Here is a 25,614-nt window from a genome sequence, read left to right on the forward strand (position 1 = left end):
TGCCGCGATCACCCTTGATTGGTGTCATCTTCGTCTGATGGGCCGGGCAGCCAGATCAGGAATTCCGCACCGCGCGCGCGCCGATTGCGCACGGTAATGCGTCCTCCGGCGCGTTGAATGAGGGTCTGGCTGATCGACAGGCCAAGTCCGGTGCCCTCTCCCTGCTTGGTGGTGAAAAACGGGTCAAAGATATGATCGATCCGATCTGCGGGGATACCGGGGCCGGTGTCGGCAATGCGCAGGGCCACGCCCATTTGCGCGTCTCGTTCCGCGCCTGCGACGGTGATGGCAAGCGTGCCGTTTCCGTCCATCGCCTGACTTGCGTTGATGATAATGTTGATCACCACCTGCTGTAATTCGCCGGGGTCGATACGCACACAGGGCGCGTCATCAAATTGCGTCAGCACCCGCACTTCCTGTTTGGAGATCACATGATCCACCAGCACAAGGCAGTCTCGCACCACCGCAGCCACATCCACATGTTCGGCAAAGGTGCCAAATTCTGACGGGCGAGCAAATTGCAGCAGTTTGCCCACAATGGCCCCGATCCGCATCACCTGATTGTCGATCAGGTCCAGCTCGGTGCGCACAGGTTCAGCGGCCTCGCCCAGCGTCATCCGCATCACATCCACATTGCCCTGAATCACGGCCACCGGGTTGTTGATCTCATGGGCGACACCGGCGGTGATTTCGCCAATTGAGGCGAGCTTTTCGCTCATCACAAGCTGGCGGAAGGTCTCCTCCAGTTTCTCATTGGCGATTTTCAACTCTTTGGTGCGTTCCTCGACGCGGGTGTTCAACTCTCCGGCCCAGTTGCGCAGGCGCCGGTCGCGTTCCTGCACCTGATCCAACAATGTATTCAGATGGTTGGCCACCTGACCGATCTCATCCCGGCGCGAGGGGGTCTGATTGCGCGCCGTCAAATCGCCACGTTCAACCCGTGCCATGGTGCGGGTCATCTGCTCAAGCGGCGCAAAGATCCCCTTGGCCAGCCACAAAAACAGCGGAGCGGTCAGGGCAATCACCAGTACAAAGGCCCCCACGACGGTCCAATAGGCTGCGCGCTTGGCGTTCTTGTAGGGCGCTTCCAGAAAGCCCACGTAGAGCATGCCAACACGTTTTCCAAAGCTGTCGCTGATCGGCATATAGCCCGAGATATACCAATCATTGACGACAAAGGCACTGTCGAGCCACGTGCGCCCCTCGCCGAGTACCGCGTCGCGCACGGCGACAGAAACCCGCGTACCCAGCGCGCGCACATCCTCAAACAGGCGCACATTGGTAGAGACGCGCGTGTCGGATAAAAACAGCGTCGCGGTGCCTTGCCGCCCGGCGTTCGACACGCCTTGCAGGTAGACCAGCTCATTCAGCGTATCGATAAAGTCGAGGTTGCGATTGAGAAGCAAACCACCCACCAGCACGCTGACCTCACCGTTGACGCGCACAGGTGCGGCGGTGTGAACCACCATGCCGCGATCCTCGACCGTGTGATCGGCAGGCGCGGCGGCCTCGGTGTCGATCAGCTCGATCCGGGCCTGTGTGGCCAATGCCGGAGAAAGCGCCGCCAGATCCTCGGCGGAAAAAATATCTATCTCCGAGGCCATCCGCCCGGCTGCGGCCTCAAAGATCACCGGCCATTTTTCCTTGGCCTCGGTCAATGCGTCGCCGCGTAACAGATGTAGAAAATCGAGGTTCAGGTTCTCTTGGCTCTCGCTCAGAAATGCCTCGGTCGCATCAGAGCCGCTGGACAAAACGCCTGCAATCCGAGCGGATTGCGCAATGCCCTGAAGCGCGCGGGCAGAGTTGCTTTGCAGATGACCCAGATATTGCTCGGCAATACGAAGGTCGCTTTCTACCTTTGCAATCAGTATCTTATCGTAATCCGCATTCCACCGCGCCATCGCTACCACCATCAGGAGCGGCATCAGAACGATAAGCGGCAGCAGCGCCATAATAAGCAGGCGCAGGCGGACAGATTTCAACATGGATGGCTCTCTCCCTAGGCCGCCAGATTGCGCGTTACCTCGCGCAGAGTGTCGCCGGAACCGCCCGAAGGTGCAAGGCAGCGCGGACCTGCGGCGGATCAGGGAGATGGTTCAGGCGGGAACTTCTTTTCCGGCCCAATCAAACTGTTTGCCACTGTCATGTGGTTTCAGCCCGGCGATGACGGACATCAGAGATTGTGCGGAGTACTCCGGCGTGAACAGCTTTCCGTCGGGCACGTTGCTCTGGAACGGCGCAGAGAGCGCGGTGTCCACGGTTCCGGGATGCAAACAGACGCAAATGGCATCGCGGTTCTTGCGTGCAACCTCGATGGAATAGTTGCGCATTAACATGCACAGCGCCGCCTTTGAGGCGCGATAGGCATGCCAGCCGCCCAACCCATTGTCGCCGATCGACCCCACCCGCGCCGCCAGAGCCGCAAAGACGCAGCGTCCCTCCCGCGGCATTCGCCCAAGGAAGTGCTTGGCGACCAAAGCAGGCCCAAAAGTGTTGATGCGAAACACCTGCTGGAACGCACCCATATCCTGCTGGCGATAGCTTTTCTCCGGTGTAAGCCCGGTGTCAGGATCCGTCAGAATACCCGTCGCAAGGATCACCATATCCGGCGTGTCGACCTGTGCGGCCAATGCCTCAAGATCGCTCTCGGAGGTGATATCCGCCCGATGCTGGCTGATCTTATCCTCCGCTGACGGATCAATCGCAAAAGCTGCGTTCCCGCCACGCGAAACCGCATGCACGCTCTCGACCGCTGCTTTACCCGCATAAGCCTCCACCAAGGCGCGGCCAATGCCGCCGGATGCGCCAAAAATCACCACGTTGCGCGGGTCCATCATATCAACCTCGTGACCCATTTACGGGGCAGATGTGCTGCGATGCGAAACACCCATGAAAAGGGCGCGGGAAAGGAGCTTTGAAATCGGTTGGAGCGCAGCGCTTTCATGCAGCAGGCTGCGGCCTCTTCCGGGGTTTGGATCATCGGCATCTTAAAATCGTTCTTGGCCGTGAGCCGGGTTTTGATAAAGCCCGGATTGATCACCTGCACTTTGACATTGGTGTCGCGCAGGTCGCGGTGCAGGTTCTCGCCCAGATGCATCACTGCGGCCTTGGAGGCGCCATAGCCTATGGCACCGGGCAGGCCGGTGAACCCAGCGAGCGAGCCAATCAGCGCAATGTGGCCATGTCCACGGCGGGCCATTCGTGGTGCAACACGCCCCATCACGCGCATCGCGCCCATGAAATTGACCTCACAGATGGCTTCCGCCGCTTCTGGCTCCCAATCCTGCACGGTCATCGGATCATAAAGCCCGGCGCAGTAAATCACGCCATCAGCATCGCTCGCAGCTTCTGACGCGGCAAGGACGGAGCGGGCGTCTGTCACATCCATGGGCAGCGCCTGTGCATCGCGCAAGCTGTCGCAAAGCGCGCTGAGGCGGTCTTTGCTGCGGGCCGACAAGATCAAGGATGCGCCCTGTTGATCCAGCGCCTCGGCGAGCGCGCGCCCAAGGCCTTCGCTGGCGCCAATGATCCACCATGTCTGACCTTGAACTCTCATGGCGTCACCTCGGATACGGCGTCCGGCGCAGGGCGGATGGTGGCGATCAGTTCGGCGACCTTTATGCCGAATTTACGCATCTCGGAGCGGTTCATAATCGTGCCGTTCTCCATCAGATACATCCAGTCGGTGACATCCAGCACATGCCCGCCAGCATCCTCGGGCAGGCGAATGCGGTAGGATAACCGCACGGTCGCGCCCGCGTGTTGGCCCGAGCCCGTGCCGATAATGTCTTCCGCAGTGGCGGCAAACGCACCGTCTTCACCGATCTCCAGCATCCATTTGCGCGCCTGTGTGCCACCACCTGCGTAGGTGAAATCCTCTGTGAGCGTACCGCTGGTGCCATCCCATGTGCCGTTCATCTCCGCCACAAAGCGGGACACCACGCGCCCGGTCGGCCCATAAATCATCCCCTCGGAAATAAAGCGCCCGTTCAGGTGTTTGCGTATGTCAAAGGCGGGGCCGGTCTTGGTGTAATCGGACGGGCGCTGCGCGCGAAAACCCAGTCCGGGGCGCAACAGCAACAAAAGCAACACGAGGATAGTGATGCCGAGGAGAAGTTTCATGCATGGACCTCTTCACGGGGGAGTTGCAGCGCCAGCGCAATGGCGGCGCATTTGATGAGACAAGGCAGAACCGCATAGCCGAGGGTGAGCGCCATCAGCGCGGCCTCAGAGTTGTCGGTACCGGGGCGATAGCCGCTCATTTCCAGCAGCGGCAGCAGCAGGATGGCGGCGCTTGCCAAGGCAAGTTTCGCGGCAAAGGACCAAAGCCCGAAGGCACGCCCTGCCTGAAGCCCCGCGCGGTCCAGAGCGCCTGCAAAAAGCGCGGGCAGGATGACCATATCCGCGCCCAAGGCCGCACCAGAGCCGAGACAGATCAGGGCAAAGCCAATCGCAGCCCCCGCAGGCAGTAGCGCAGCGCCGATAAAGGCGAGGATCGCAAGGCACATGGCGGCGATCAACGTGCGAGCCGCGCCATGTTGTGTTGCCGCGCGAGTCCAGACCGGCACTGACAGGCCCGCAGCTACAAAAAACAGGATCAGGAACGGGCCTGCCAAATCAGGCAGCCCAAGCCGGTCTTCGACAAAGAACAAAAACAGCGTCGAGGTGATCGCCACCGGCAGCGCATTGACAAAGGCCAGCGCCAAAAGACCAAGCCCGCCAGAGGCCCGCAACTCCGCAAGCGACAGTGGGGCGTGCGCAGGAGCTGTGACACGCCACAGCGGTCGGCTGACCCGGAGTGCGATCAGGCACACACCGGCCAGCAGCACACCAAAGGCCGCATAACCGCTGCCCGTGGCCCCCAGCATCACCAGTACGGCGGGCGCGCTGGCCGCAAGGATGATGCCACCCAATGTGCCCGCTTCGCGGTAACCGGCCAGCTGGATCAGCCCACCGGATTGTGCCGCAAGGGCCGCGCTTTGACCATAAAACAGAATGGTTCCAAGGCTATAGGAGGTGAACACCAGTGCCAGTGCCGCGATGAACCACCATAGCCCGCCGCCTTCGGGGCGCAGCGTGTAGAGCATCACAAATCCCAGTGCCATTCCCAGCGCGGCAACGGTTGCAAAGGCAGATTTGTAACGCGGATAGCGATCCACCAGCCAGCCCAATGCGGGGTCCTGGGCAAAATCCATCACCCGGATACCTGCAAGGATCACGCCAAGGGTCGCAAGGCTCATCCCCAGTTCGCCGGTCGCGTAGCGCGGCAAATGGATATAGAGCGGCAGGCCAGCAGCAGCCAGCATCAGCGCATATGTGCTGACCCGCCATTTCATGCCTATTCGCCCCGCAATTGTGCCGACAGCCGTGCAGAACGGCTGTTGGGTGACAGCCAGATCCCGAGGAAACGCCGGCGCAGGTCAGGATGCGAGACCCGGCAGATACGTTGACCGTTCAATCGCATCTCAACCGTATTTGGTGCCGTCGCGATTGCGACGTAGTTGTCCCCGGCCGTGACTGGTCGAAAGCAGGTGGCGAGCTTCTGCAGCATCACCGCTTGATCCGGCTGTGCCCCTTCGATGCGCTGAAGCTCTTTTTCGGTGCCCTGCAGGAGTTCCTGATCGGAAAATCCACGCGCGTAATCCAGCCGCAGCGACAGAGGCTGGTCCCAGCCGAACCGCTCCGCGCCTTCGGTATGAAGGGTCGCCGTATAGATCTCAAACCCCAGAAACCGCAGCGTGGCCTGACCCAACTGCACCGGCGCCTTTAGACCGGTGGGACTGGGGCTTGCAAAGAGCGGCGCGGCAAGGGACAGCGCCGCCAGCATCGACACCCCCGCGATCAGCGAGAGGACAGTGGCAAGGCCGGTCTCAGGTCGCATGGGTCAGCTCCACCTGCACCACATCGGTCTGGCGGGTCTCAAAGGATGCCGCGCAAATCTGCAGGTAGAACTGCCAGTTGCGCAGGAACCCTTGATCATAGCCCAGACCCATCACCTTGTCCGAGGCCGCACTCAGGCGCTCTGACCACATCCGGCAGGTGCGGGCATAGTCCTGACCAAAGCCAAAGTTGTCGGTGACCTTTAGCCCCGCCTTGGCGGCGTGATGCGCGATCATGGCATCCGACAACAACATGCCGCCGGGAAAGGTATATTGGCGGATATAGTCCGATCCCTTGCGGTAGATGTCGAAATAGGCATCCGGCACGGTGATTGCCTGCACCACGGCGCGACCACCTTCGGCCAGACGGTCCTTCAGCATCTCGAAATACTGCGGCCAGTACCGTTCGCCCACGGCTTCGATCATCTCGATCGACACGATGCCGTCGAATTTGCCCTTGGTATCGCGATAGTCACAGAGCTGGATTTCCGCGCGCCCATCTAGGCGTGCATCGGCAAACCCGTGTTGGCTCGGGGAGATGGTGATGCCGGTCACATGGCGTCCGCGATCTGCGGCGCGCTCTGCAAACCCGCCCCAGCCGCACCCGACCTCCAGGATGCGTTCGGCATTGCTGGCGCGGTTCAGGATGCGGTCGTATTTGCGGTATTGCGCATCCTCGAGCGTCTTGTCACCGGGGGCGAACAGGGCCGAGGAATAGGTCATGCTTTCATCGAGCCAGAGCTGATAGAACTCATTGCCGACGTCATAATGCGCCTTGATATTGCGGCTGGCCCCGGCGCGGGAATTGGCGCGCAGGATGCGGTCCACAAGGCGAAACTTCAGCGTGGCAAGGCGGCTCGGGTAGGCAAAGGCCTCAAGATAGTCGAGGTTCAAGAGCGCCACTTGCGTCACGGCCTCGATCGACGGTGTCTCCCACAGCCCGGCCACATAGGTTTCCCCCAACCCGATGTCCCCGCGAGAGGCCAGCGCGGTCACCACACCCCAATCGTTGATCTGCATCTCGGCCGCAGGTTCACCCTGACCAAAATCATATGTTTCGCCTTCGGGGGTGATCAGCCGTAGGCTGCCCCGTCGGATTCGGGCGCAACTGTCGAGAAAATCGCGTTTCACGCGGTTGGTAATGAACAGCATTAGCTTACCTCCTGTTCGGGCGGAAGCGGGCGTCTTCTGTAGCGCGCGCCCTTGAGTTTGAGTTTCAGGGCCTGCCAATAGATCAGCGCAACAGTGCGCAGCGCGCCGAGCGGGCGGCGCAGGCTGGCTTTGATCAGGCGGGCGTTGTTCAGGTCGTGCACATCGCCCACCAAAGTGGCGATCACGCCTTCCGCGCCGTTTTCATGGGCGATGCGGATGGCGATCCGTGACTTCGTTATATCAAAGGTAAACCGATACGCGCCCGCGACCTCCTGAAAGGGCGAGACGTGAAAGATTTTCTGCGCAGTCAGGCAGGTTTTGGCCGTTATCGGCGTGAAATCAGGCTGCGCGCAGAGATAACTGTGACGGTCGCCAAAGGTGTTTGAGACCTCTGCGATCACCGCGCGCAGTTCATCGCCGTCATAGGCGAGCCAGAAGCTCACGGGGTTGAAAATATAGCCCAGAAAACTGGGTTGCGTCAGCAGCAGGATCGTTAGTCCGTCCGGGGCAAGCCCCGCGCCTTCAAAGACCTCTTTCGCCCAGGTCAGCCCGCGTCCCTGTTTTGGTGCGCCGCCGTGATTGCGATCCATGACGGAGGCAAGATTCCAGCGGTTGCGTGAAAACAGCAGCGGCCCCCGCGTCGAGTTTGGGTCGAGCAGCACATAGTCCACCCCGTAACGAAAGGCATTTTGGATGCCGCCACGTCGCGCATGGGTGGTGGTGCCCGCCAGATGTTGCGGCCAGCGCGCGGTATGGTCGCCGGGCGTGCTCATGCGAGCAGCTCTGCCGCGTCGCGGTTGCTGTGATAGCGGGCGTCGATGCCGCGTGCGACGCGCACTGCGCTGGCAAAGCCGTCCTCATGGAAACCGTGGCGCAGATAGGCCCCGGCAAACCATGTGTGGTTCTGCCCCTGCATCGCCTGTACAGCCCCCTGTGCCCGGATCGCAGCGCGATCGAACACCGGGTGGCGAAAGGTCTTGTCGTCATAGATCAGCTTTGGGTTTACGTCCTGCACCGGGTTGAGAGAGACAAACAGCGGATCGTTTTCCGGCAGGTTCTGCAAACGGTTCATCCAATATGTGACGCCAATCGCCGGGCGGTTGTCACGCTGATCTGCCTTATAAACCCAGGACGACCAGCAGGCGCGGCGGCGGGGCATCTGGCCCGCATCCCGGTGCAGGATCATGTGATTGTCCTGATAACGCATTACCCCGAGGGCGGCCTGCTCCTGCGGCGTGGGGCGGGCCAGCAGGCGCAGGGCATCATCCGAATGGCAGGCAAAGATCACCTCGTCAAAACCCTCCACACGCCCCTCGGATAGGCGCATGGTGACGCCATCCTCAGTGCGCTCGACAGATTGCACCGGGCAGGCTGCGCGCAGATCCACGCCGATCTTTTGCAGATGGTGGGTCAGGCGGCGGACGTATTCGCGGCTGCCGCCTTTGACCGTCCACCATTGATGCTGACCCGAGGCCGACAGCAGCGCGTGGTTGCGAAAGAACCGCACCAAAGAGCGTGCCGGGAATGCGCGGATCTCTTCGGGAGGGGTGGACCAGATCGCGCCGCATATCGGCATCAGGTAATAGCGCTGGAACCAATCGCCCAAAGACAGTTCCTGCACCATCTCGCCGATGGTGGTGCTGTCGTCACGGGCCACGCTCTCGGCGCGGGCGTTGAAACGCAAGATGTCGCGCACCATGCCAAAAAACGCGGGACGGCCAAGGTTGCGGCGCTGACCAAACAATGCCCCCATATCCTTCAGCCCGTATTCCACCGCACCGTTCTGGATGGTTGCGCCAAAGGACATGTCACTGCGCACCACCGGCACATCCAGCGCGTTGAACATCCGCGTCAAATGCGGGTAGTTCACATAGTTAAACACGATGAACCCGGTATCCACCGGCTGATCGCCGCGAATGCCTGCCGTTACCGTGCGTGCATGCCCCCCGAGGCGCGCCGAAGCTTCAAACAAGGTCACGTCATGACGTGGACCAAGGAGCCATGCGGCAGCCAGACCGGATATGCCACCGCCGACAATGGCGATCCGGCGGCGCTGAGAGGGCAGGGCATCAAAGGACATGTATTCTCCATCGGTTTTCATGAGCTTACGAGGCGAGGCGCTAGATCGGATCAAAAAAGCGGAAAAATATGTCGGGGTATTCGCTGATTTTGCGATGGCGCAGATTTTTTGTGATCCAGCTCCATCTCCGGCGCGTAGTGGAATTATGTTTGAAGCTCCTGACGCTCTTTGCGATGACAGCCTTGAAGCCCCCGTCGCGCCCGCTAGGGTGAGCGAGGGCACAAGCAGTTGCCGGGAGAGCGACAGAGTGACAGGCGAGGCATATTCCGAGACGACGGTCTGGATGCTGGCGGTGCGCGATCAGCGGGACAAGGTGGCTTTTGGCCGTCTGTTCGACCATTTTGCGCCCCGTCTGAAAGGCGTCATTTGCCGCTCGGGGCTGCCGCCTGCGCAGGCGGAAGACATTGTGCAGGACGTGATGCTCACGGTCTGGCGCAAGGCGCATATGTTTGATCCCGGTCGCGCGCAGGTCTCTGCGTGGATCTACCAGATCGCCCGCAACCGGCAAATCGACATATTGCGCAAGGAAAAGCGGCCGGTGCCGGAAGAACTGAAGCCGGTCGAGGATACAGAGGAAGACGCGTCACAGGTGCTGGCGCTGGAACAGGAAACGCAGGCTTTGCGCGCGGCATTAAAGACATTGAAGCCCGCGCAGCGTGACATGGTGGAACGCGCCTATCTGGGCGAGTTGACCCATGCGGAGATCAAGGCCGAAACCGGCCTGCCGCTGGGCACCATCAAATCGCGCATCCGGCTTGGGCTGGAAAAACTGCGTCACGAGTTGAAGGGAACGGAACGCAAATGACGGGCATTACGCACCACATCCCTGATGAGTTGCTGATCGCCTATGCGGCGGGAAACCTGACGAAGGCTTTTTCGCTGGTGGTGGCAGCGCATGTGTCCATGTGCGACGAGTGTCGCGCTCGGCTTGGCGCGCATGAGGCATTGGGCGGCGCACTTTTGGATGACATGCCAGTGACGGAGGTGTCTTCTGATCTCAAGGGACGGTTGTTTGATGCGTTGGACGACCCGGTCGCCATTGAACAACGCTACGATCGCGCAGGTATTTTCCCGGCCCCGGTGATGGAAGCGCTGGGCGGTTTGCCCCCTAAATGGAAGCCGTTGGGGCTGGGGGTGCGGCAGATGATCTTGGATCACGACCGCAGCGGCAGCGTGCGCCTGCTTTATATTCCTGGTGGGCAAGGGGTGCCGGATCACGGTCACAACGGGCTGGAACTGACCATGGTTCTACAGGGGGCGTTTCGGGATGAGACGGGCCGCTTTGGTGTTGGAGATGTGGAGGTGGCCGATGGTGATCTGGAGCATGAGCCGATCGCCGAGGACGGTCCTGCCTGTATCTGTCTTGCGGCGACCGATGCATCGCTGCGGTTCCGCTCTTTTGTGCCGCGCCTGTTGCAGCCGATTTTCCGGATCTGACGCCTTGCGCTGATGTCAGCTTTGGGATGCGAAGCTCTGCCTCGCGCTCCGGGATGTTTTTGGTTAGAAGAACTCGAAAAAAAGGGCCACCGCATCTGCTGTGGCCCTTTTTTATGAATGTCCCGCCCGGTTTGGGTCAGAGAAATTTGCCCATGGCGCGACCGGTGTCGATCATCCGGTTGGAGAAGCCCCATTCGTTGTCATACCAGCTGACCACGCGCACCAGACCCTCGGAGGTGACGGCCGTTTGTGGTGCGGCAAAGATCGAGGAGCGTTTGTCGTGGTTGAAGTCGATGGAGACCAGTGGCGCCTCCTCGTAGCCGAGAACGCCTTTGAGCGGACCCTCTGTTGAGGCGGCCTCAATGGCGGCATTGATCCCCTCAACAGAGGCGGCGCGCTCGGGTTGGAAGGTCAGGTCCACAACCGAGACATTCGGGGTGGGCACGCGGATGGCGGAACCTTCAAGGCGACCCTTCAGGTGCGGCAGCACGAGGGAAATGGCCCGCGCCGCGCCCGTGGAGGTCGGGATCATCGACAATGCTGCCGCACGGGCGCGGTAGAGATCCTTGTGGGTTGTGTCATGGGTCGGCTGGTCGCCCGTGTAGGCGTGGATTGTGGTCATATAGCCGGTCTTGATGCCAAAGGCATCGTCCAGCACCTTTGCCACCGGTGCGAGGCAGTTGGTGGTGCAGGACGCGTTGGAGACCACGATATCATCTGCGGTGAGGTCTTGGTCGTTGACGCCAAAGACCACGGTGCGGTCGACCTCGGTGCCCGGTGCCGAGATCAGCACCCGTTTGGAGCCGTTCTTCAGATGCATGGCCGCTTTTTCACGACTGGTGAAGAGGCCGGTGCATTCATAGGCGATATCCACATCAGACCACGGCAGCTCTTCGGGGTTGCGGATCGCGGTCAGGCGAATTTCATGACGGCCCACTTTCATCGTGTCGCCCTCGACCGTGACATCGGCGTTGAGGCGGCCATGCACGCTGTCGAATTTCAGCAGGTGAACTTGGGTGGCGGGGGGCGCGAGGTCGTTGATTGCCACCACTTCGACGTCGGTGGTGTCGTTTTCCAATAGCGCGCGCAGCACGTTGCGGCCAATCCGGCCAAATCCATTGATCGCGATCTTAAGGGTCATTTGCCAATAACTCCGGTTGGGTTTCCGGGCACGGTACCGAAACTGGTACCGCTATCACTCGCGGCTATCGTTAACGCTAACGAAGCTGCCAATCAAGCCCCGTGACGTGAGCGTCGGGCTGGTCGAAATGGGGGGCTTCATGCGGAGAATAGCGCAGATAGGCCGGGTTGCGCGGAATATGCCCGTAAATTGGTCAGATGCGCTGTGCAGGCCCGGTTTCTGAGGCGCAGAATTTGCCCGAGCGATTTGTGGCTCATAGGATTGAAGCGCGCCTGCATGGGTTGGCGCAGGTTGGGGACATGCTGCGCGCGCGTGCAGAGAGGGAGAATGATGGCCACGTCCTTTGCTGCGAGACTGTCGCAACTCTTACAGCGGATCTATCCGGATCTGGACGCTGAAATCCTCGGCTCCAAAGTGGTAGAGGCCTTTTGGCCCGAGGGCACCCATCGGCGCAAACGCCCGCGCACGCCCGGGAATTCGCTCTGGTCTGAAGGCGATGCCCTGCTGATCACCTATGGCAACTCTATCCGGGACGGTGCGCATAAGCCGCTGGATTTGCTTCACGACTTTCTGCTGACCCATATGAAGGGCGTGGTGAATGGGGTACATATCCTGCCGTTTTTTCCATTTACCTCTGATGATGGGTTTGCGGTGACGGATTACCGCAAGGTGAACCCGGAGCTTGGTGACTGGGCCGATATTCGCCGCATTGGCAGCACGTTTCATTTGATGTCGGATATGGTGCTTAATCACGTGTCGTCGCAGAGCCCGTGGTTCAATGCCTATCGGCAGGGGCAGGCACCATTTGATCGGTTCTTTTACGAGGCCTCGCCAGAAGACGATCTAAGCGCCGTGGTGCGTCCGCGCACAACCCCATTGCTGCAGGAGGTGGCCACCTCCAGTGGTGCGAAACATGTCTGGTGTACCTTCAGTCACGATCAGGTCGATCTGAATTTTGAAAACCCTGAGGTGCTGCTGGAGATCCTGCGCATTATCCGTCTGCATATCGATCAGGGGGTGCGGATTGTCCGGCTCGATGCGGTGGCGTTTATCTGGAAACAGGTGGGGACATCCTCGATCCATTTGGCTGAAACCCACGCGATTGTTCAACTGCTGCGGCTATTGGCGGATTACGCGACGGAAACGGTGGTTCTGTTGACCGAAACCAACGTGCCGCGCGCAGAAAACCTCAGCTATTTTGGCAATCGTAATGAAGCGCATGTGGTTTATAACTTTCCGCTGCCACCGCTGATCCTGCATGCATTGATGGCAGGGTCGGCCCGGTATTTGCTGAAGTGGGCACGCGCGATGCCGCCAGCGCCTTTGGGCTGTGCTTATCTGAACTTCACTGCAAGCCACGACGGGATCGGCATGCGCCCTGCGGAGGGCGTGCTCCCACAAGGCGAGATCGACCGGATGATTGACTGTGTGCGGGCCGGCGGTGGTCTGGTCTCGATGCGCAGTCTGCCCGGTGGCGGTGAGGCCCCTTATGAGGTGAATTGCACTTATTTTGATGCGTTGAGCCGCACGTTTGAGGGAGGTGAAGGGTCGAAAGTGGCGCGGTTTATCTGCGCGCAGACGATCCCGATGGGGCTTGAGGGTATTCCGGCGTTTTATATCCATGCGATGCTAGCAACCGCGAATGATCATGAGGCGGTGGAGCGGCGTGGCATGAACCGGGCGATCAACCGGCATCGATGGGATTATCCTCAGTTGAAAACTCGCCTGTCAGATGCACAAAGCGATCAGTCGCGGGTGTTGATGGCCCTGTCCGAGCGGCTAAAGATCCGGGCAAAACAGGCAGCATTTCATCCCAACGCCACGCAGTTCACATTGCAGTTGGATGATCGGGTGTTTGCCCTGTGGCGGCAGTCTTTGGACCGGGCGCAGTCGATTTTTGCGTTGCATAACGTGAGCGATGAGGCGGTGATTTTGCCGCCCGGTGCGCTGAACCTGATTGAAGGCGAGCATTGGCGGGATCTGTTGTCGACTGAGGCTTTTGCGAGCGATGCAGAGATCACACTGGCGCCCTATCAGTGTCGCTGGATCACCAATCAGGGTTGAGACAGGGGCCTTTGCGGTGATACGAGAGGGCAAATGCCCCTCCAGACTAGGGAATTGTTGATGTTGGAGATTGCAACCACCCGCTGACAGGTTCGGCTCACCCGAGACCTGTCACACCCGCGCAGGCGCGGCGCTTTGGCGTGCGCGTGCCGGTTTGACGTGGTTCAATCACAGGCAACATTCGATGAATATTTCCAAGAACGAACAGCGCGTGTTGCACGCGTTGGCGCAGGGTGGGCGCATCCTTTATGAACGCGCCGCCAATGGTCGGGTCACTGAGGTGATCTGTTATACCCGTGACGGGCTGATCCTGACCAATTGCACGCTCGAGATCTTTCAGAAACTCCGGCGCAAGCGGCTTGTGGAGAGCAAGTGCTCCAGCCCTTATCGGATATCAGACAAGGGGCGGCGTTCGGTGCGATCACAGTTGGACAATCGATGACGTGAGGGGGGAGCGTTGGGGGGCGGCTCTCTCACGCTCATGTGGGTATGCGAGGGGCCAGCCCCTCGCGCTCCCCGGGATATTTGGAGTTAGAAGAAAGGGTTTTGAATGCATATTCGACAGGAAAGACGCGGAGATGAGGTCGCGATACATGATCTGACGGCTGTGGCCTTTGCAGATCATCCACATGGGGATGGCAGCGAGCCAATGATCGTGCAACGTCTGCGTGACGCGGGGGCCTTGCAGTTGTCGTTGGTTGCCAAGGAGGCGGGGGAGATCCTTGGCCATGTGGCCTTTTCACCCGTCACCATCTCTGGTGAGGATCTGGGCTGGCTGGGGCTCGGGCCGGTGTCTGTATTGCCAGCGCGGCAAGGGCAGGGGATTGGATCTGCGCTGATCCGCGCGGGGCTTGAGTACCTTGAACAAGCGGGCGCCGCTGGTGTGGTTTTGCTGGGAGAGCCTGCCTATTACGCACGCTTCGGGTTTGCCGCGCGAGCAGAGCTGGTTTTGCCAGGCGTGCCTGCGGCGTATTTCATGGCTCGGGCTTTGCGCGGTGACATCCCACAGGGAGAGGTCGCCTATCACCCAGCGTTTGGGTGATCACATCGGCAGGTCTGCGCCCCGGATTATTCCGGGGCGTAGTCCGCCTCATCCGCGAGGGCGGCGGCTTTGAGGTCCGCAAGGAAGCTCGGATTGGCGGAATGGATACGGTTCCAATTCGGGATGAAGGGGGTTTCATGGGGGTTGTCCAGAAACACCTGCCCTGCGCTCATGATATTATTGGCAAACATCTCCACCATTTTTTCTTCGCCGTGGCGGTCCATGTCTAAGCCATTCATGATGGCGTCGTGAGAATAGGCCTCCAGCAGATCGAGCGCCGAGCGATAATAAGTCGCCTTTAGCGTGCGAAACACATTGGGGGTAAATACCGTGCCATCGGCGGCGAGTTTGCGAAAGATGGCCTTGCAGATATCCGTCGACATCCGGTTGAGCCCTGCGGAGGCGTCCTCGGGGCTGAGGGACTGGTGTTTGTGGTCGTAATTGTCGGCAATCTCCACCTGACAGACCGCCTTGCGGCCCAAGTTTCGCCAAGCCTCCGACAGGACGCCGATTTCCAGCCCCCAGTCCGAGGGGATGCGCAGATCTGGCAATAAGGGCGCGCGCAGAGCCATTTCACCAGAGAGTGGGTAGCGAAAGCTGCGCAGGTAGTCGATGTAGTCGCGATCGCCAATCGTGCGTTTGAGTGCGATCAGCAGTGGAGAGACCAACAGGCGTGAGACGCGGCCATTCAGTTTGCTGCCGCCGACGCGGGCATAAAATCCCTTGGAGAGTTGATAGGAGAATGCCGGATGCGCCACGGGATAAACCAGCCGCGCCAGCATTTCCTGGGAATAGGTGGTGATGTCGCAATCATGGATCGCCACAACCGAACTCTCGGCCTGCGCCAGAAGATACCCGATGCAGGACCAGACGTTTTTGCCTTTGCCCGGCTCTGGCGGGGCGAGCCCCTGTTCGGCGAGACGCGCGCCCAGGTTCTGCATCCTTGGGCTGTCGTTCCACAGCACCCGATGGTTTTGGGGCAGGGAGGAGAAATATCTGCGGGCGTGGCGGTACTCAGCCTCATTGGCGCGGTCCAGACCGATCACGATGTGATGCAGATAGGGGACGCGGGCCAGTTCATCGAGGATGGGGCGCAGGGCAGGGCCTTCAAGTTCCGAATAAAGACAAGGCAGGATCAGAGAGATTTTGCGGGTCTGGGCAAAGGTTGTGAGTTCATACTCCAATTCCTCAACCGGACGGCTGCGCAGGTTATGGAATTGGGCGATATTGCCGTTCTGATGAAAGTCAGCCATGGGGTGCGGCTCCTTTTTGGTATTGGTCCCAGTCGCAGAGGAGGTGCAGGATTGCGGCGCACCAGCCCTCTGGGCCCGTCAGATCGGTGCGTAAAATGCGCGCGCCAATCGGGAAATCGGCAAGGTCCGGGCCATGGTCGTTGCGCACGAGAACGCCGCGATCTGCGGCAGAGATCATCTCGGCATCATTGGGTGCGTCTCCCAGAGCAATGGTGAAACAGGGCGCATTCTGACGACAGATGTGCTGCATCTGATCGGCCTTCGACGCGCCATAAGACAGCGTCAGAAACCGGCCCCCCTCTCGGGCGGTGATCCCCGCTTGTGCCAGCTTGGCGATGAACTGTGCCTTTTGATCCGCGTCCCCCTGCCAAAGGCCCGGTTCGCTGAACTGGCGGGCTTTGGCGCGCGCAGCGGCAGGGCGTGGCAACCCGGTGAGCGTGGCAACCTCATCCACTGACATATCGCCAAATCCCGTGAACGGCGCGCCGAGAGAGGACAGCAAAGCGCGTAGTTTACGGTAGACCGTATCACGACCGTCAATCTCTGACGGGGTCAGGCAGGCGGCCCCGTTCTCCACGATCATAGGAGCCGCGCCCAGATCAAGCTCTTGATGCAATGGCAGCATTTCCGCTGCGGTTTTTGAACTTGCAAGGATCAGCAGAGCATCCCGCGCGCGCAGCGCCGCCAAGGCCGGACGGGCAGGGGCATAGCTGTATGTTGTGTGATCCAGCAATGTGCCGTCGAGATCGCTGAAAACAAGAAGCCGGGGCATAGGGTGGTCTCTGTGTAAGGCCGCACCAGCAAGGCGCGTTCAGGGGCTGCTTCAAGCCTAAGGAGCAGATCCGACCAGCGCAAAGATCCCCGCCTGCGCCGTGATCCCAAATGCAGCAAATCTCAAAAACTGCATGTTTTTTGTGCAGATCAATGGAGGTTTGAGATTCGCCGCGCCGCAGCAAAGATGCATATGCGGCTTTACGACAGGGCTTTCAGCTTCGCGACATCTGCCGAAATCACGGACCAGTGTCATGACGCATTGGCGCGAATTCTTGTCGGATCATCACGGGCGCGCGCGCTGGCAAAGCAGGACGCTCATGCAATCCACACGCGCATTCATGCTGCGGTGGCAACCAAAAGGTACAGGCGCATGCGTGCCCCAATGTACCGCTTTTTCAACTGAGAGGACTCACCGTCATGCCGCTTAAACCTCCTTTGACGGAGCTAGAGATCAAAATTGCCGATAGCGGGTTTTATAAAGGCTTTACCAAGGATGTGACCATCACGGCCAAAATCCTTGTGGCTGCCTTGATCTTGTGGGCCGTGGCCTTTCCCAATCAAGCGGCAGGTGTGCTGTCGCATCTCAACGGGGTGATCCTTGCCAGTTTCAATTACTGGTACGTTTATGTTGTGGCCTTTTTTGTGGTGGTCAGCCTTGGGCTTGCGATCTGGCCCACATCGGGTCGTTTGCGGCTTGGTGCAGAGCATGAGAGGCCAGAATTCTCGGCGTTTTCGTGGTTCTCGATGATGTTTGGTGCGGGTATGGGGATTGGTGTTTTGACCTATGCCACCGGAGAGCCGATCTATCATTTCCAAAACAACCCCGATGTCATCCAGGGGCTGGTCGAAGGAGGCAGCGCGGAAACGGTGCGTTCGGCCTATAAATGGGCTTTCTTGCATTGGGGGCTGTCACCTTGGGGGGCCTATGCGTTGACCGGTCTGGCGTTGGCATTTTTTGCATATCGCCGGGGGTTGCCGCTCACGATCCGGTCGGCACTGACACCTTTGTTCGGGGATCGACTATCGGGATACGCGGGTCACGCGGTGGATGTGGTTGCGGTCATTGCAACCGTGCTTGGCGTGGCGCAAACGCTTGGCTTTGGCGTCGAGCAATTTGTCGCGGGCCTCAGCCGTATCGGTTTTGGGGACTGGCTTTTGGTGACAGAGGCCGACGGCACGCAAAAGGCCTCTGTGGTGGCGATCGTTCTGTCGCTGGTGATCATCATGGGCGCCTCGACCCTTTCGGCTCTTTCCGGCGTGGGCAAGGGGATCAAGTGGCTCTCCAATATCAATATGGCGCTGAGCTTTTTTCTGCTCGCCTTTTTCCTGTTTTTTGGCTCGACCGTGTTTGGTCTCTCTGCGCTGGCGACCGGGATTTATGACTACCTCGTTGCGTTTCCTCGCATGTTGGTCACGGTCTGGAGTGATGATGGCACTGCCACCGGTGCCGCTCTAGAGAGCTGGCAAGGCAGCTGGACCATCTTTTACTGGGCATGGTGGATCGCATTTGCGCCATTTGTCGGCCTGTTCCTTGCCCGGATTTCACGTGGACGCACCATCCGCGAATATGTCTTTGGCGCGATGTTGGTGCCGTCCGTGATGTGTTTCGTCTGGTTCGCTCTGATCGGCGGCACTGCCATTGATCTGGAGCTTTCTGGTGTGGCAGAGGGCGCGATTCTTGGTACGGGGCTCTCCGATCAGCTTTATGCAACGCTTGCGGTTTTGCTGAGTGACGGGCTCGCCTGGGCGTTCTCGGTCGTGGTGGCGATCCTGTTGATGACCTATCTGGTCACCTCCGCAGATTCTGCCGTGTTGATCATCAACACCATCAATGCTGCGGGGGATGAGGGGCCAAAGGCGCGGCCACATATCATCTTTTGGGGGGCGGCACTGGCGCTGGTTGTGGGGGCCTTGCTGATCATTGGCGGGCTTGGTGCAATTCAAACCGCAATGATCATCGGCGCATTGCCGTTCTCCGTTGTGATGGCACTGATGGGGGTGGCTTTGATCAAGGCAATCATCCGTGACAGCATTCGGGGACGCGCGGGGTTGCCTGTGACTGCGGATCAGATTGCGGGCGAGTAAACCTTTCAGGTTTGAAACCCGCGTGCCGTCACAGGCGGCGCTTGGTGAAAAGGCAATGTTGCTGACCTATTGTTTCGCATGCGAAACAATAGGTCAGTAGGCATTCCGCATGATTATCAATGTGTTAAGTGGGCGTTGTGGCTGCGTGCCACCGGGGGCCGGGCGGGCGGGCGGATCTTGATCGGCAGATGTCTGACGCGTCAAGCCTTGGCCTGCGCAGTCAAAGCCTCTATCTCTTTTTGCAACAAAGAGAAAAGGATCGCTTATGCCTGCCTCGCAGCCCGAATATGTCATCGCGCCACCGCCACAAGCCGCATTACCCATTGCGGGCAGCGCGGCGGTCTTTCCCGTGCGCCGGGTCTATTGCATTGGCCGCAATTACGCCGCCCATGCGATTGAGATGGGCCATGATCCTGACCGCGACCCCCCTTTCTTCTTTCAGAAAACCCCCGACAGCCTCGATACGTCTGGCCGTTTTCCCTATCCGGTGATGAGCAATGACGTCCACCACGAGGCAGAACTGCTGGTGGCGCTGGGCAAGGGAGGCCAAAACATCGCGCAGGAGGACGCGCTCAATCACGTCTGGGGCTATGCGCTGGCGCTCGACATGACGAGGCGTGATTTACAAGGCATCGCCAAAAAGGCGGGCCGCCCATGGGAAATCGGCAAATCCTTCGAACATGCCGCGCCCGTGGCCCCTCTGACCCCGGCCAGCACGCTTGGCCACCCTGAGGCGGGTGAGCTGACACTTATGGTCAACGGAGAGCCACGCCAGCAAGGCGACCTCAACCAGATGATCTGGAAAATCCCGGAAATGATTGCGCATCTGTCGCAGTATTACACATTGGCTGCAGGCGACGTGATCCTGACCGGTACGCCCTCAGGGGTGGGGCCGGTGGTGCCGGGCGACAGGTTAGAGCTGACATATGAGGGGCTTACACCGCTTGTGGTGCAGGTGACCTGAAGCATCGATTGCCTCAGATAGAGTAGCATATCGGCTATTGAGGAGAGCGCAGGCGCGCGGCCGTCAGGCCGCGCGCCTGCGCTCCGGTCGGATGCGTCAGCATTCGAAACCCCTTGAGGTATCTGTCGGGATGTCTGGGTCGGCGCTGGGCGCGAGTTTGGAATTCTCGGAACCCGAAAGCGCAGGTCGCGTTCCCTCATAGACCGATGGCGCGCATGTGATCCGGGGCAAATGTGTCTGAGGGTTTCCACGCTGCAGATCAGACCCTATGTCTGGGCAAACGACACCGCGCTCAACTGAGAAGAGGGACATATGACTGTTGAATTCGAAGCGGCGCGGCTAGGGCCTATCCTGTATTATCGGGGGCTCAAGGGAGACGCGCTGCAGGTTGCAGCAATGGTCTTGCTCCCGATTGGCGAAGAGCCTGATCTGTTAGAAGCGGGTGACGCACAGCACGCACCAAAACTCTTGCGAGAGATCGGCCGCAACGCCATCTGGCGCTATGATTTCACCCTCACGCAAAGCAACGGCACTTATCACCTTGGCGATCAGAGCTATAGCGTGCAGACCGATCTGACGGGCGACATGCGCATCGCCTTTGCCTCCTGCAATGGCGAGGAAGAAGGGGATCTGGACCGCGATCAAGAAGAGCGCAACCTGATGTGGGCGCATATGTGTGACGCGCATCGCCGCGCGCCTTTTGCGCTGCTTTTGCAAGGGGGCGATCAGATCTACGCCGATGAGGCCACGCAGGGCCATCCCCTTAGCGAGGACTGGCCAGACAAAGCGGATCGCCCCCGCAACGCCGAAGAGCTGGAGGATCTGGCGGATCACCTGCGCCAGCGCTTTGCCGAGCGTTATGTGCAGGCCCTGTTTGGTGAGGCACCGAGATGGATTATGGCACGGGTGCCAACGCTGGCGATCTGGGACGATCACGATATTTGTGACGGCTGGGGATCGCTCTATCGGAGCAAAACCTACTCAGAAGTGGGCCAATGTCTCTACCGGGTGGCACGGGAAATGTACCTCTTGTTTCAGCACGCCGCCGTCGAGGCCGATATCCCCGATCTGTTTCTGGATAAGACCGGCACCTCGCTTTCGTGGCAGCGGGCCTTGCCGGGGGTGACATTGCTGGCACCGGATTTGCGCGCCGAGCGGGGGCGGCGTCAGGTGATGGGAGCCTATGGCTGGTCCGCCACCGAGGCCATGGAGCCGGGCACGGAGCATACATTCCTGATCTCCAGCGTGCCTCTGCTGGGGCCGCGGCTCTCGTTGGTTGAGGGGCTCATGATGATGATCCCGACGATGCAGAAATACGAGGATGACCTGCGCGACCAATGGCAAAGCCGTGCGCATCGCGACGAGTGGGTGCGGATGCTGAAACAGGTTCTGAAGTGGCGCGAGACCGCCCCGGTGACGGTTCTGTCGGGAGAAATCCACCTTGCCACCCGCGCAGAGATGGGCCCCGATGAGATGCGCGTGCATCAGCTTGTGGCTTCGGGCATTGCGCATCGCGCGCCGCCACAGGGTTATGCGCGCAGTCTTGGCACGCTTGCCGGTCTGGGCGATGCGCCGGTATCGGGGCATCCGATCCGCATCCATCCGCTTCCGGGGCAAAAACACCGCTACACCGCAGAACGCAACTATCTGGAATTGCGGCGCACTAGCGGCACTTGGCACGCGGTCTGGCACCTAGAAGACAGTGGCGACACCGAGCCAATGCCGCTGGAATAGCGTCACAGTGGCGTAACAGGTGCTTTCACCTTTGCGAAATTTTTCTGAATTTTTCCTTACTTTCTGCAGGGGGCTCCACGCTGCGGAAGGCAGAGGTTAATAAATCTCCTGCATCCTGTTCCTGCGTCGGGGTGGCGCATTGGGTGAGTGACCTTTGCACGCATCGGACCCGGAGTGGTCCGGTGTATTGCAAGGGCAGGGGACATTTGTGAATGACTGAAATCTCTGAGAGACGGGCGGGAGGCCGGTGCGGCTTTGCGAACTGCCTTATGGTGGGCGCTTTAGCGATCATGGCACTGGCTGGTCCCGCGCAGGCGCGACTGCCAGATGACGCAGAGCAGGCAACGCACCATAGTCTGGGCGTACAAGATGAATTGGGCGACCGGCGCGCGGTAAACGCGCCCGACGTGCAAATGTCACCGCTCGACTGGCGTTGTCAGTCGGTTTGCGACGAAAGCGGCCATATGCGCCAATCCTGCCTGATGTTGTCTGATCCCCGCCTGAGCGGTCTGGGGCAGAGGTTGGATCATCTGTCGAAATCCAAACCGAGCCTGAAATCTCTGGGAGATCTTGGTCTTACGGATCTCTCACAAGCGCCGGGGTGTTGAGCTGCGCGCCCACTTTGGGGCGCGCATCACCGGAGTGCTAGCCGCGCGCATAGGCCAGCAAGGCCGTGCGGGTGCCGTGGGTCCAGATCACAGAGAGCCAATGGCAAAAACGCTCTGCAAAGCGGGCGTCTTCTGCAATGTCGCCGTAGTATTCCGCCTGTTGAAGCCATGCGGAGGGGGCAGATTTTGCGGCGTGCGCGGCTGTCTGCAATTCCTGCCACTTTGGGTCATTGGGTGCGATTTCGCTGCCGTCCTCGCGCGTGCCAGCGCACATCCTAGCCCAAAGCGCTTCAACCAAGGCGAGGCCATCAATGCTGGCATTCGCCACCAGCGCATCGCGCAGAATCGGTAGCACAAAACCCGTGTGCCGTGACGAGCCATCAAAGGCCACGCGCCGGGTGGTGTCACGGATTGCAGGATTGGAAAACCGCGATGCAATCAACGCCACATAAGCTTCGGGTGTGATCTCTGGCACCGCATGCACATAAGGCGCGATCTCTTCGGTTTCGACTTTTTCGAACAAAGACCGGATATCGGCGTCTTCCATACAGTCGGCGATGGTTGCACAGGACAACAACTCGCCCGCGTTGGCGATCACCTGATGGCCTGCGTTGAGAATGCGGATTTTCATCGTCTCATAGGCATGTACCGCATCGGTGAAGGTCGCCCCCACCTTGTCCCAATTGGGACGTCCGGCGCAAAAACTGTCCTCAATGACCCATTGGCGGAAAGGCTCGTGCGTGACGGGGGCCTGATCGGCGACGCCCATCTCTGCGGCTTTTGCGATCTCCGCCGGGCCGGTGGCGGGGACGATGCAATCCACCATGGAGTTTGGAAACGTGCAGTGCGCCGCGATCCAATCCGCAAGCTCTGCATCCACGGCGCGCGCAAGGCCAAGCACGGTCTGGCGGGTGATATCGCCATTTCCCTGCAGGTTGTCGCAGCTTTGCACGGTGAAAGGGCCAGTGCCTGAGGCGCGGCGCTGTCCAAGGGCCGCGACGATCGCCCCAAAGGCCGTGCGCGGCGCATTGGGGATGGTGATATCGTGCTGAATGTCGGCATGCGCGAGGTCAAAACCGCCTGCAACCGGGTCTTGGTAATAGCCGCCCTCGGTAACGGTCAGCGCCACGATGCGGATCTCGGGGCGGGCCATCGCGGCGATCAGTGCGCCGTTGCCATCCTCAATCGGCAGATAGTCGATCATCGACCCCACAACCTCGGCCGAGGTTGTGTCGGGGGACAATTCAATCAAGGTGGTAAGGCAATCTTGCGCCAGCAAACGCGTGCGCATCGCGGTATCATAGGGGCGCACGCCCGCACCAAGGATCGCCCAGTCTTGAGCTTCTCCCTGTTGCATCAACCGGTGCAGATACCAGCTCTGATGGGCGCGGTGGAAATTACCAAGCCCAATGTGGACGATACCGGGAGTCAGCGCCATGCGGTCATAAGAGGGGCGGGCGATGGTCTCGGGCAGGGCGGCGAGAGTGTCATTTGAAAGGGGCAGAGTCGTCATCAGATCATCCAGTGTCCGCGTAGTGTCATGCGGTGATCCTCAGGCCTTGCGCGTCAAAGCGGTGCATTACATCGGTGCGCGGGGTGAGGCTCACCCGGTCGCCATGGCGAAAACCCACCTCGCCGTCGGCGCGCACGGTGATCGTCTCTGCCAGCCCGGTGTCATGGATGTGAAAGAAGGTGTCAGATCCCAGATGTTCAGACACGCCAACCACGCCGGACCAAGTGCCCCCGCTGTCGCTGATAGCGATATGTTCGGGGCGGATGCCAATGGTGTGGGCGTCGTATTTTGCGGCCTCAGATCCCTCAATGAAGTTCATTTTTGGCGAGCCGATGAAGCCTGCAACAAACAGATTGCGGGGGCTGTGATACAATTCCAGCGGGCTGCCGACCTGTTCGATATGACCGGCACGCAGCACCACGATTTTATCGGCCATGGTCATGGCTTCGACCTGATCGTGAGTCACGTAGATCATTGTTGTGGCAAGCTTTTTATGGAGTTCTGAAATCTCCATCCGCATGCCGACACGCAGTGCCGCATCTAGGTTTGAGAGCGGCTCGTCAAACAGGAACGCCGCAGGTTCGCGCACAATGGCGCGGCCAATGGCGACGCGCTGGCGCTGACCACCCGAAAGCTGGCCGGGTTTGCGCTCCAGATAGTCGGTGAGATTGAGCGCCTTGGCCGCAGACTCAATCCGGCGGTTCTGTTCTGCTTCGTCGATGCCTGCCATTTTCATCGGAAAGGCGATGTTTTTGCGTACCGACATATGCGGATAGAGCGCATAGGATTGAAACACCATGGCAAGGCCGCGTTTTGCGGGCGGCGTCATGGTGGCATCCTGACCGTCGATGCGGATCTGGCCGGAAGTCACATCCTCAAGCCCTGCAATCAGCCGCAGGAGCGTGGATTTACCGCAGCCTGAGGGGCCGACGAAAACTGTGAATTCGCCGTCTTCGATGGTCAGGTCCAGCGGCGGGATGACCTCTGTTGCACCAAAGCTCTTGGTGACTTTGTCGAGTGTAATACGTCCCATAATTCGTCGTCCTTATTTCACAGCGCCAAAGGTCAGGCCGCGCACAAGTTGTTTCTGGCTGAACCAGCCAAGGATCAGGATCGGCGCGATGGCCATGGTGGAGGCCGCGCTGAGTTTTGCGTAAAACAGGCCCTCGGGGCTGGAGTAGCTGGCGATAAAGGCCGTAAGAGGCGCGGCTTTGGCTGCTGTCAGGTTCAGCGTCCAGAAGGCCTCGTTCCACGCGAGGATGATGTTCAACAACAGCGTGGAGGCGATGCCGGGGATCGCCATCGGCGTCAGCACATAGAGGATTTCTTCTTTGAGGCCAGCGCCATCCATCCGCGCCGCTTCGAGAATTTCGCCGGGGATTTCCTTGAAATAGGTGTAGAGCATCCAGACGATGATCGGCAGGTTGCACAGCATCAGCACGATGATGAGGCCGGTGCGGCTGTCGAGCATCCCAAGGCGGATGAAGATCAGATAAATCGGATAGAGCACACCCACCGCAGGCAGCATCTTGGTCGAGAGCATCCACAGCAGGATATCCTTGGTGCGTTTGGAGGGCACAAAGGCCATCGACCACGCCGCCGGGATTGCGATGATGATGCCAAGCACGGTGGAGCCGCCCGCGATTGCGATCGAATTCCACAAAAAGCGCATGTAGTCAGAGCGCTCCTGCACCACGGCGTAGTTTTCCAGCGTCCAGTCAAAGAAGAAGAACAGCGGTGGATCGTTGATCGCCTGCGCCTCGGTCTTGAAGGAGGTCAGGATGGTCCAGAGGATCGGGAAGAAGATCAAAAGACCAACCGCCCATGCGGCGACGGTGTTGATCGCCTTGCGTTGTTGGGTCACAGAACGTGCCATATCGGTGGTCCT

At 59.8% G+C, this 25,614-nt stretch carries 24 protein-coding genes; 9 read left to right on the forward strand and 15 right to left on the reverse strand.

Features of this window, described 5'->3' with window-relative positions; translation table 11 throughout:
- Nucleotides 1-8 precede the first annotated feature (8 nt).
- The 9 genes from QNI81_RS01830 to QNI81_RS01870 all read right to left on the reverse strand — a co-directional run bounded on the left by QNI81_RS01830 (nucleotide 9) and on the right by QNI81_RS01870 (nucleotide 9,111).
- The gene (locus QNI81_RS01830) at nucleotides 9-1,985 is read right to left on the reverse strand and encodes a sensor histidine kinase (protein WP_283967168.1); all 1,977 of its coding nucleotides are present in this window, start codon (nucleotides 1,983-1,985) and stop codon (nucleotides 9-11) included.
- Nucleotides 1,986-2,096: 111 nt separating this feature from the next.
- The gene (locus QNI81_RS01835; protein WP_283967169.1) at nucleotides 2,097-2,837 is read right to left on the reverse strand and encodes an SDR family NAD(P)-dependent oxidoreductase; all 741 of its coding nucleotides are present in this window, start codon (nucleotides 2,835-2,837) and stop codon (nucleotides 2,097-2,099) included.
- A complete protein-coding gene (locus QNI81_RS01840) occupies nucleotides 2,834-3,556 on the reverse strand; it encodes an SDR family NAD(P)-dependent oxidoreductase (protein ID WP_283967170.1) in 723 nt (240 codons plus the stop codon). Before QNI81_RS01840 ends, QNI81_RS01835 begins: the two co-directional genes overlap by 4 nt.
- Nucleotides 3,553-4,122 (reverse strand): DUF3833 domain-containing protein, encoded by a 570-nt coding sequence (locus QNI81_RS01845; RefSeq protein ID WP_219231975.1) that lies wholly within the window; start codon nucleotides 4,120-4,122, stop codon nucleotides 3,553-3,555. The genes QNI81_RS01840 and QNI81_RS01845 overlap by 4 nt, the downstream gene beginning before the upstream one ends.
- Nucleotides 4,119-5,336 (reverse strand): MFS transporter, encoded by a 1,218-nt coding sequence (locus tag QNI81_RS01850; RefSeq protein WP_283967171.1) that lies wholly within the window; start codon nucleotides 5,334-5,336, stop codon nucleotides 4,119-4,121. The genes QNI81_RS01845 and QNI81_RS01850 overlap by 4 nt, the downstream gene beginning before the upstream one ends.
- Nucleotides 5,337-5,338: 2 nt before the next feature.
- On the reverse strand, nucleotides 5,339-5,881 hold the full coding sequence (locus QNI81_RS01855; protein WP_283967172.1) for a hypothetical protein: 543 nt from the start codon (nucleotides 5,879-5,881) through the stop codon (nucleotides 5,339-5,341).
- A complete protein-coding gene (locus tag QNI81_RS01860; protein WP_283967173.1) occupies nucleotides 5,871-7,031 on the reverse strand; it encodes a class I SAM-dependent methyltransferase in 1,161 nt (386 codons plus the stop codon). Before QNI81_RS01860 ends, QNI81_RS01855 begins: the two co-directional genes overlap by 11 nt.
- Nucleotides 7,031-7,804 (reverse strand): DUF1365 domain-containing protein, encoded by a 774-nt coding sequence (locus QNI81_RS01865; protein ID WP_283967174.1) that lies wholly within the window; start codon nucleotides 7,802-7,804, stop codon nucleotides 7,031-7,033. Before QNI81_RS01865 ends, QNI81_RS01860 begins: the two co-directional genes overlap by 1 nt.
- Entirely contained in the window at nucleotides 7,801-9,111 is a 1,311-nt protein-coding gene (locus QNI81_RS01870) for an NAD(P)/FAD-dependent oxidoreductase (RefSeq protein ID WP_283967175.1), read from the reverse strand. Before QNI81_RS01870 ends, QNI81_RS01865 begins: the two co-directional genes overlap by 4 nt.
- Before the next feature lie 247 nt (nucleotides 9,112-9,358).
- Between QNI81_RS01870 and QNI81_RS01875 the strand changes: the two genes are divergently transcribed.
- Together QNI81_RS01875 and QNI81_RS01880 are read left to right on the forward strand one after the other, a co-directional pair.
- Nucleotides 9,359-9,916: a sigma-70 family RNA polymerase sigma factor gene (locus QNI81_RS01875; protein WP_502999384.1), complete on the forward strand. Its 558-nt coding sequence runs from the start codon at nucleotides 9,359-9,361 to the stop codon at nucleotides 9,914-9,916.
- Nucleotides 9,913-10,548, forward strand: a complete 636-nt coding sequence (locus tag QNI81_RS01880) for a ChrR family anti-sigma-E factor (protein ID WP_126136308.1) — start codon at nucleotides 9,913-9,915, stop codon at nucleotides 10,546-10,548. Before QNI81_RS01875 ends, QNI81_RS01880 begins: the two co-directional genes overlap by 4 nt.
- A gap of 136 nt (nucleotides 10,549-10,684) precedes the next feature.
- Here the strand turns inward: QNI81_RS01880 and gap are convergent, their stop codons facing one another.
- The gene (gene gap, locus QNI81_RS01885; protein ID WP_283967176.1) at nucleotides 10,685-11,689 is read right to left on the reverse strand and encodes a type I glyceraldehyde-3-phosphate dehydrogenase; all 1,005 of its coding nucleotides are present in this window, start codon (nucleotides 11,687-11,689) and stop codon (nucleotides 10,685-10,687) included.
- Nucleotides 11,690-12,019: 330 nt separating this feature from the next.
- Here gap and QNI81_RS01890 point away from each other — a divergent pair, with 330 nt between their 5' ends.
- From QNI81_RS01890 to QNI81_RS01900, 3 genes are all read left to right on the forward strand, one after another.
- Nucleotides 12,020-13,753 carry an alpha-amylase family glycosyl hydrolase gene (locus QNI81_RS01890; RefSeq protein ID WP_283967846.1) on the forward strand — a complete coding sequence of 578 codons (1,734 nt, stop codon included), beginning with the start codon at nucleotides 12,020-12,022 and terminating at the stop codon, nucleotides 13,751-13,753.
- Between the two features lie 184 nt (nucleotides 13,754-13,937).
- Entirely contained in the window at nucleotides 13,938-14,195 is a 258-nt protein-coding gene (locus QNI81_RS01895) for a YjhX family toxin (protein ID WP_005614342.1), read from the forward strand.
- A 108-nt stretch (nucleotides 14,196-14,303) separates the two neighbouring features.
- Nucleotides 14,304-14,795 (forward strand): GNAT family N-acetyltransferase, encoded by a 492-nt coding sequence (locus QNI81_RS01900; RefSeq protein WP_283967177.1) that lies wholly within the window; start codon nucleotides 14,304-14,306, stop codon nucleotides 14,793-14,795.
- 26 nt (nucleotides 14,796-14,821) lie between these two features.
- Here QNI81_RS01900 and QNI81_RS01905 read toward each other — a convergent pair whose 3' ends face one another.
- A complete protein-coding gene (locus tag QNI81_RS01905) occupies nucleotides 14,822-16,048 on the reverse strand; it encodes a glycosyltransferase family protein (protein ID WP_283967178.1) in 1,227 nt (408 codons plus the stop codon).
- Complete coding sequence (locus QNI81_RS01910; RefSeq protein WP_283967179.1) at nucleotides 16,041-16,820, reverse strand: HAD-IIB family hydrolase; 780 nt, start codon at nucleotides 16,818-16,820, stop codon at nucleotides 16,041-16,043. Before QNI81_RS01910 ends, QNI81_RS01905 begins: the two co-directional genes overlap by 8 nt.
- 419 nt (nucleotides 16,821-17,239) lie before the next feature.
- Between QNI81_RS01910 and QNI81_RS01915 the strand changes: the two genes are divergently transcribed.
- The 4 genes from QNI81_RS01915 (at nucleotide 17,240) to QNI81_RS01930 (ending at nucleotide 22,213) form a co-directional block, all read left to right on the forward strand.
- Nucleotides 17,240-18,907, forward strand: coding sequence for a BCCT family transporter (locus QNI81_RS01915; RefSeq protein ID WP_283967180.1), 1,668 nt, complete (start codon nucleotides 17,240-17,242; stop codon nucleotides 18,905-18,907).
- A gap of 265 nt (nucleotides 18,908-19,172) precedes the next feature.
- Nucleotides 19,173-19,871 carry a fumarylacetoacetate hydrolase family protein gene (locus QNI81_RS01920; RefSeq protein WP_283967181.1) on the forward strand — a complete coding sequence of 233 codons (699 nt, stop codon included), beginning with the start codon at nucleotides 19,173-19,175 and terminating at the stop codon, nucleotides 19,869-19,871.
- A gap of 312 nt (nucleotides 19,872-20,183) precedes the next feature.
- Nucleotides 20,184-21,605 carry an alkaline phosphatase D family protein gene (locus QNI81_RS01925; protein ID WP_283967182.1) on the forward strand — a complete coding sequence of 474 codons (1,422 nt, stop codon included), beginning with the start codon at nucleotides 20,184-20,186 and terminating at the stop codon, nucleotides 21,603-21,605.
- A 212-nt stretch (nucleotides 21,606-21,817) separates the two neighbouring features.
- Entirely contained in the window at nucleotides 21,818-22,213 is a 396-nt protein-coding gene (locus tag QNI81_RS01930; RefSeq protein ID WP_283967183.1) for a hypothetical protein, read from the forward strand.
- Between the two features lie 37 nt (nucleotides 22,214-22,250).
- Here the strand turns inward: QNI81_RS01930 and QNI81_RS01935 are convergent, their stop codons facing one another.
- From QNI81_RS01935 to QNI81_RS01945, 3 genes are read right to left on the reverse strand one after another with little or no spacing between them, the layout of a single operon-like run.
- Nucleotides 22,251-23,726, reverse strand: a complete 1,476-nt coding sequence (locus QNI81_RS01935) for a mannitol dehydrogenase family protein (protein WP_283967184.1) — start codon at nucleotides 23,724-23,726, stop codon at nucleotides 22,251-22,253.
- 25 nt (nucleotides 23,727-23,751) lie between these two features.
- Nucleotides 23,752-24,759 (reverse strand): ABC transporter ATP-binding protein, encoded by a 1,008-nt coding sequence (locus QNI81_RS01940; protein ID WP_283967185.1) that lies wholly within the window; start codon nucleotides 24,757-24,759, stop codon nucleotides 23,752-23,754.
- A 12-nt stretch (nucleotides 24,760-24,771) separates the two neighbouring features.
- Nucleotides 24,772-25,602, reverse strand: a complete 831-nt coding sequence (locus tag QNI81_RS01945) for a carbohydrate ABC transporter permease (protein WP_009176252.1) — start codon at nucleotides 25,600-25,602, stop codon at nucleotides 24,772-24,774.
- Nucleotides 25,603-25,614 lie beyond the last annotated feature (12 nt).

Origin of the sequence: Tritonibacter sp. AK171 (assembly GCF_030127025.1) — a bacterium.
GTDB lineage: Bacteria > Pseudomonadota > Alphaproteobacteria > Rhodobacterales > Rhodobacteraceae > Epibacterium > Epibacterium mobile.

Coding starts and splice junctions, on each gene's coding strand:
- QNI81_RS01890 (WP_283967846.1), top strand. CDS start 12,020: ATGGCCACGTCCTTTGCTGCGAGACTGTCGCAACTCTTACAGCGGATC.
- gap (WP_283967176.1), bottom strand. CDS start 11,689: ATGACCCTTAAGATCGCGATCAATGGATTTGGCCGGATTGGCCGCAAC.
- QNI81_RS01940 (WP_283967185.1), bottom strand. CDS start 24,759: ATGGGACGTATTACACTCGACAAAGTCACCAAGAGCTTTGGTGCAACA.
- QNI81_RS01935 (WP_283967184.1), bottom strand. CDS start 23,726: ATGACGACTCTGCCCCTTTCAAATGACACTCTCGCCGCCCTGCCCGAG.
- QNI81_RS01910 (WP_283967179.1), bottom strand. CDS start 16,820: ATGCCCCGGCTTCTTGTTTTCAGCGATCTCGACGGCACATTGCTGGAT.
- QNI81_RS01870 (WP_283967175.1), bottom strand. CDS start 9,111: ATGTCCTTTGATGCCCTGCCCTCTCAGCGCCGCCGGATCGCCATTGTC.
- QNI81_RS01865 (WP_283967174.1), bottom strand. CDS start 7,804: ATGAGCACGCCCGGCGACCATACCGCGCGCTGGCCGCAACATCTGGCG.
- QNI81_RS01860 (WP_283967173.1), bottom strand. CDS start 7,031: ATGCTGTTCATTACCAACCGCGTGAAACGCGATTTTCTCGACAGTTGC.
- QNI81_RS01830 (WP_283967168.1), bottom strand. CDS start 1,985: ATGTTGAAATCTGTCCGCCTGCGCCTGCTTATTATGGCGCTGCTGCCG.
- QNI81_RS01855 (WP_283967172.1), bottom strand. CDS start 5,881: ATGCGACCTGAGACCGGCCTTGCCACTGTCCTCTCGCTGATCGCGGGG.
- QNI81_RS01835 (WP_283967169.1), bottom strand. CDS start 2,837: ATGATGGACCCGCGCAACGTGGTGATTTTTGGCGCATCCGGCGGCATT.
- QNI81_RS01840 (WP_283967170.1), bottom strand. CDS start 3,556: ATGAGAGTTCAAGGTCAGACATGGTGGATCATTGGCGCCAGCGAAGGC.
- QNI81_RS01945 (WP_009176252.1), bottom strand. CDS start 25,602: ATGGCACGTTCTGTGACCCAACAACGCAAGGCGATCAACACCGTCGCC.
- QNI81_RS01880 (WP_126136308.1), top strand. CDS start 9,913: ATGACGGGCATTACGCACCACATCCCTGATGAGTTGCTGATCGCCTAT.
- QNI81_RS01900 (WP_283967177.1), top strand. CDS start 14,304: ATGCATATTCGACAGGAAAGACGCGGAGATGAGGTCGCGATACATGAT.
- QNI81_RS01845 (WP_219231975.1), bottom strand. CDS start 4,122: ATGAAACTTCTCCTCGGCATCACTATCCTCGTGTTGCTTTTGTTGCTG.
- QNI81_RS01905 (WP_283967178.1), bottom strand. CDS start 16,048: ATGGCTGACTTTCATCAGAACGGCAATATCGCCCAATTCCATAACCTG.
- QNI81_RS01915 (WP_283967180.1), top strand. CDS start 17,240: ATGCCGCTTAAACCTCCTTTGACGGAGCTAGAGATCAAAATTGCCGAT.
- QNI81_RS01850 (WP_283967171.1), bottom strand. CDS start 5,336: ATGAAATGGCGGGTCAGCACATATGCGCTGATGCTGGCTGCTGCTGGC.
- QNI81_RS01895 (WP_005614342.1), top strand. CDS start 13,938: ATGAATATTTCCAAGAACGAACAGCGCGTGTTGCACGCGTTGGCGCAG.
- QNI81_RS01920 (WP_283967181.1), top strand. CDS start 19,173: ATGCCTGCCTCGCAGCCCGAATATGTCATCGCGCCACCGCCACAAGCC.
- QNI81_RS01925 (WP_283967182.1), top strand. CDS start 20,184: ATGACTGTTGAATTCGAAGCGGCGCGGCTAGGGCCTATCCTGTATTAT.
- QNI81_RS01930 (WP_283967183.1), top strand. CDS start 21,818: ATGACTGAAATCTCTGAGAGACGGGCGGGAGGCCGGTGCGGCTTTGCG.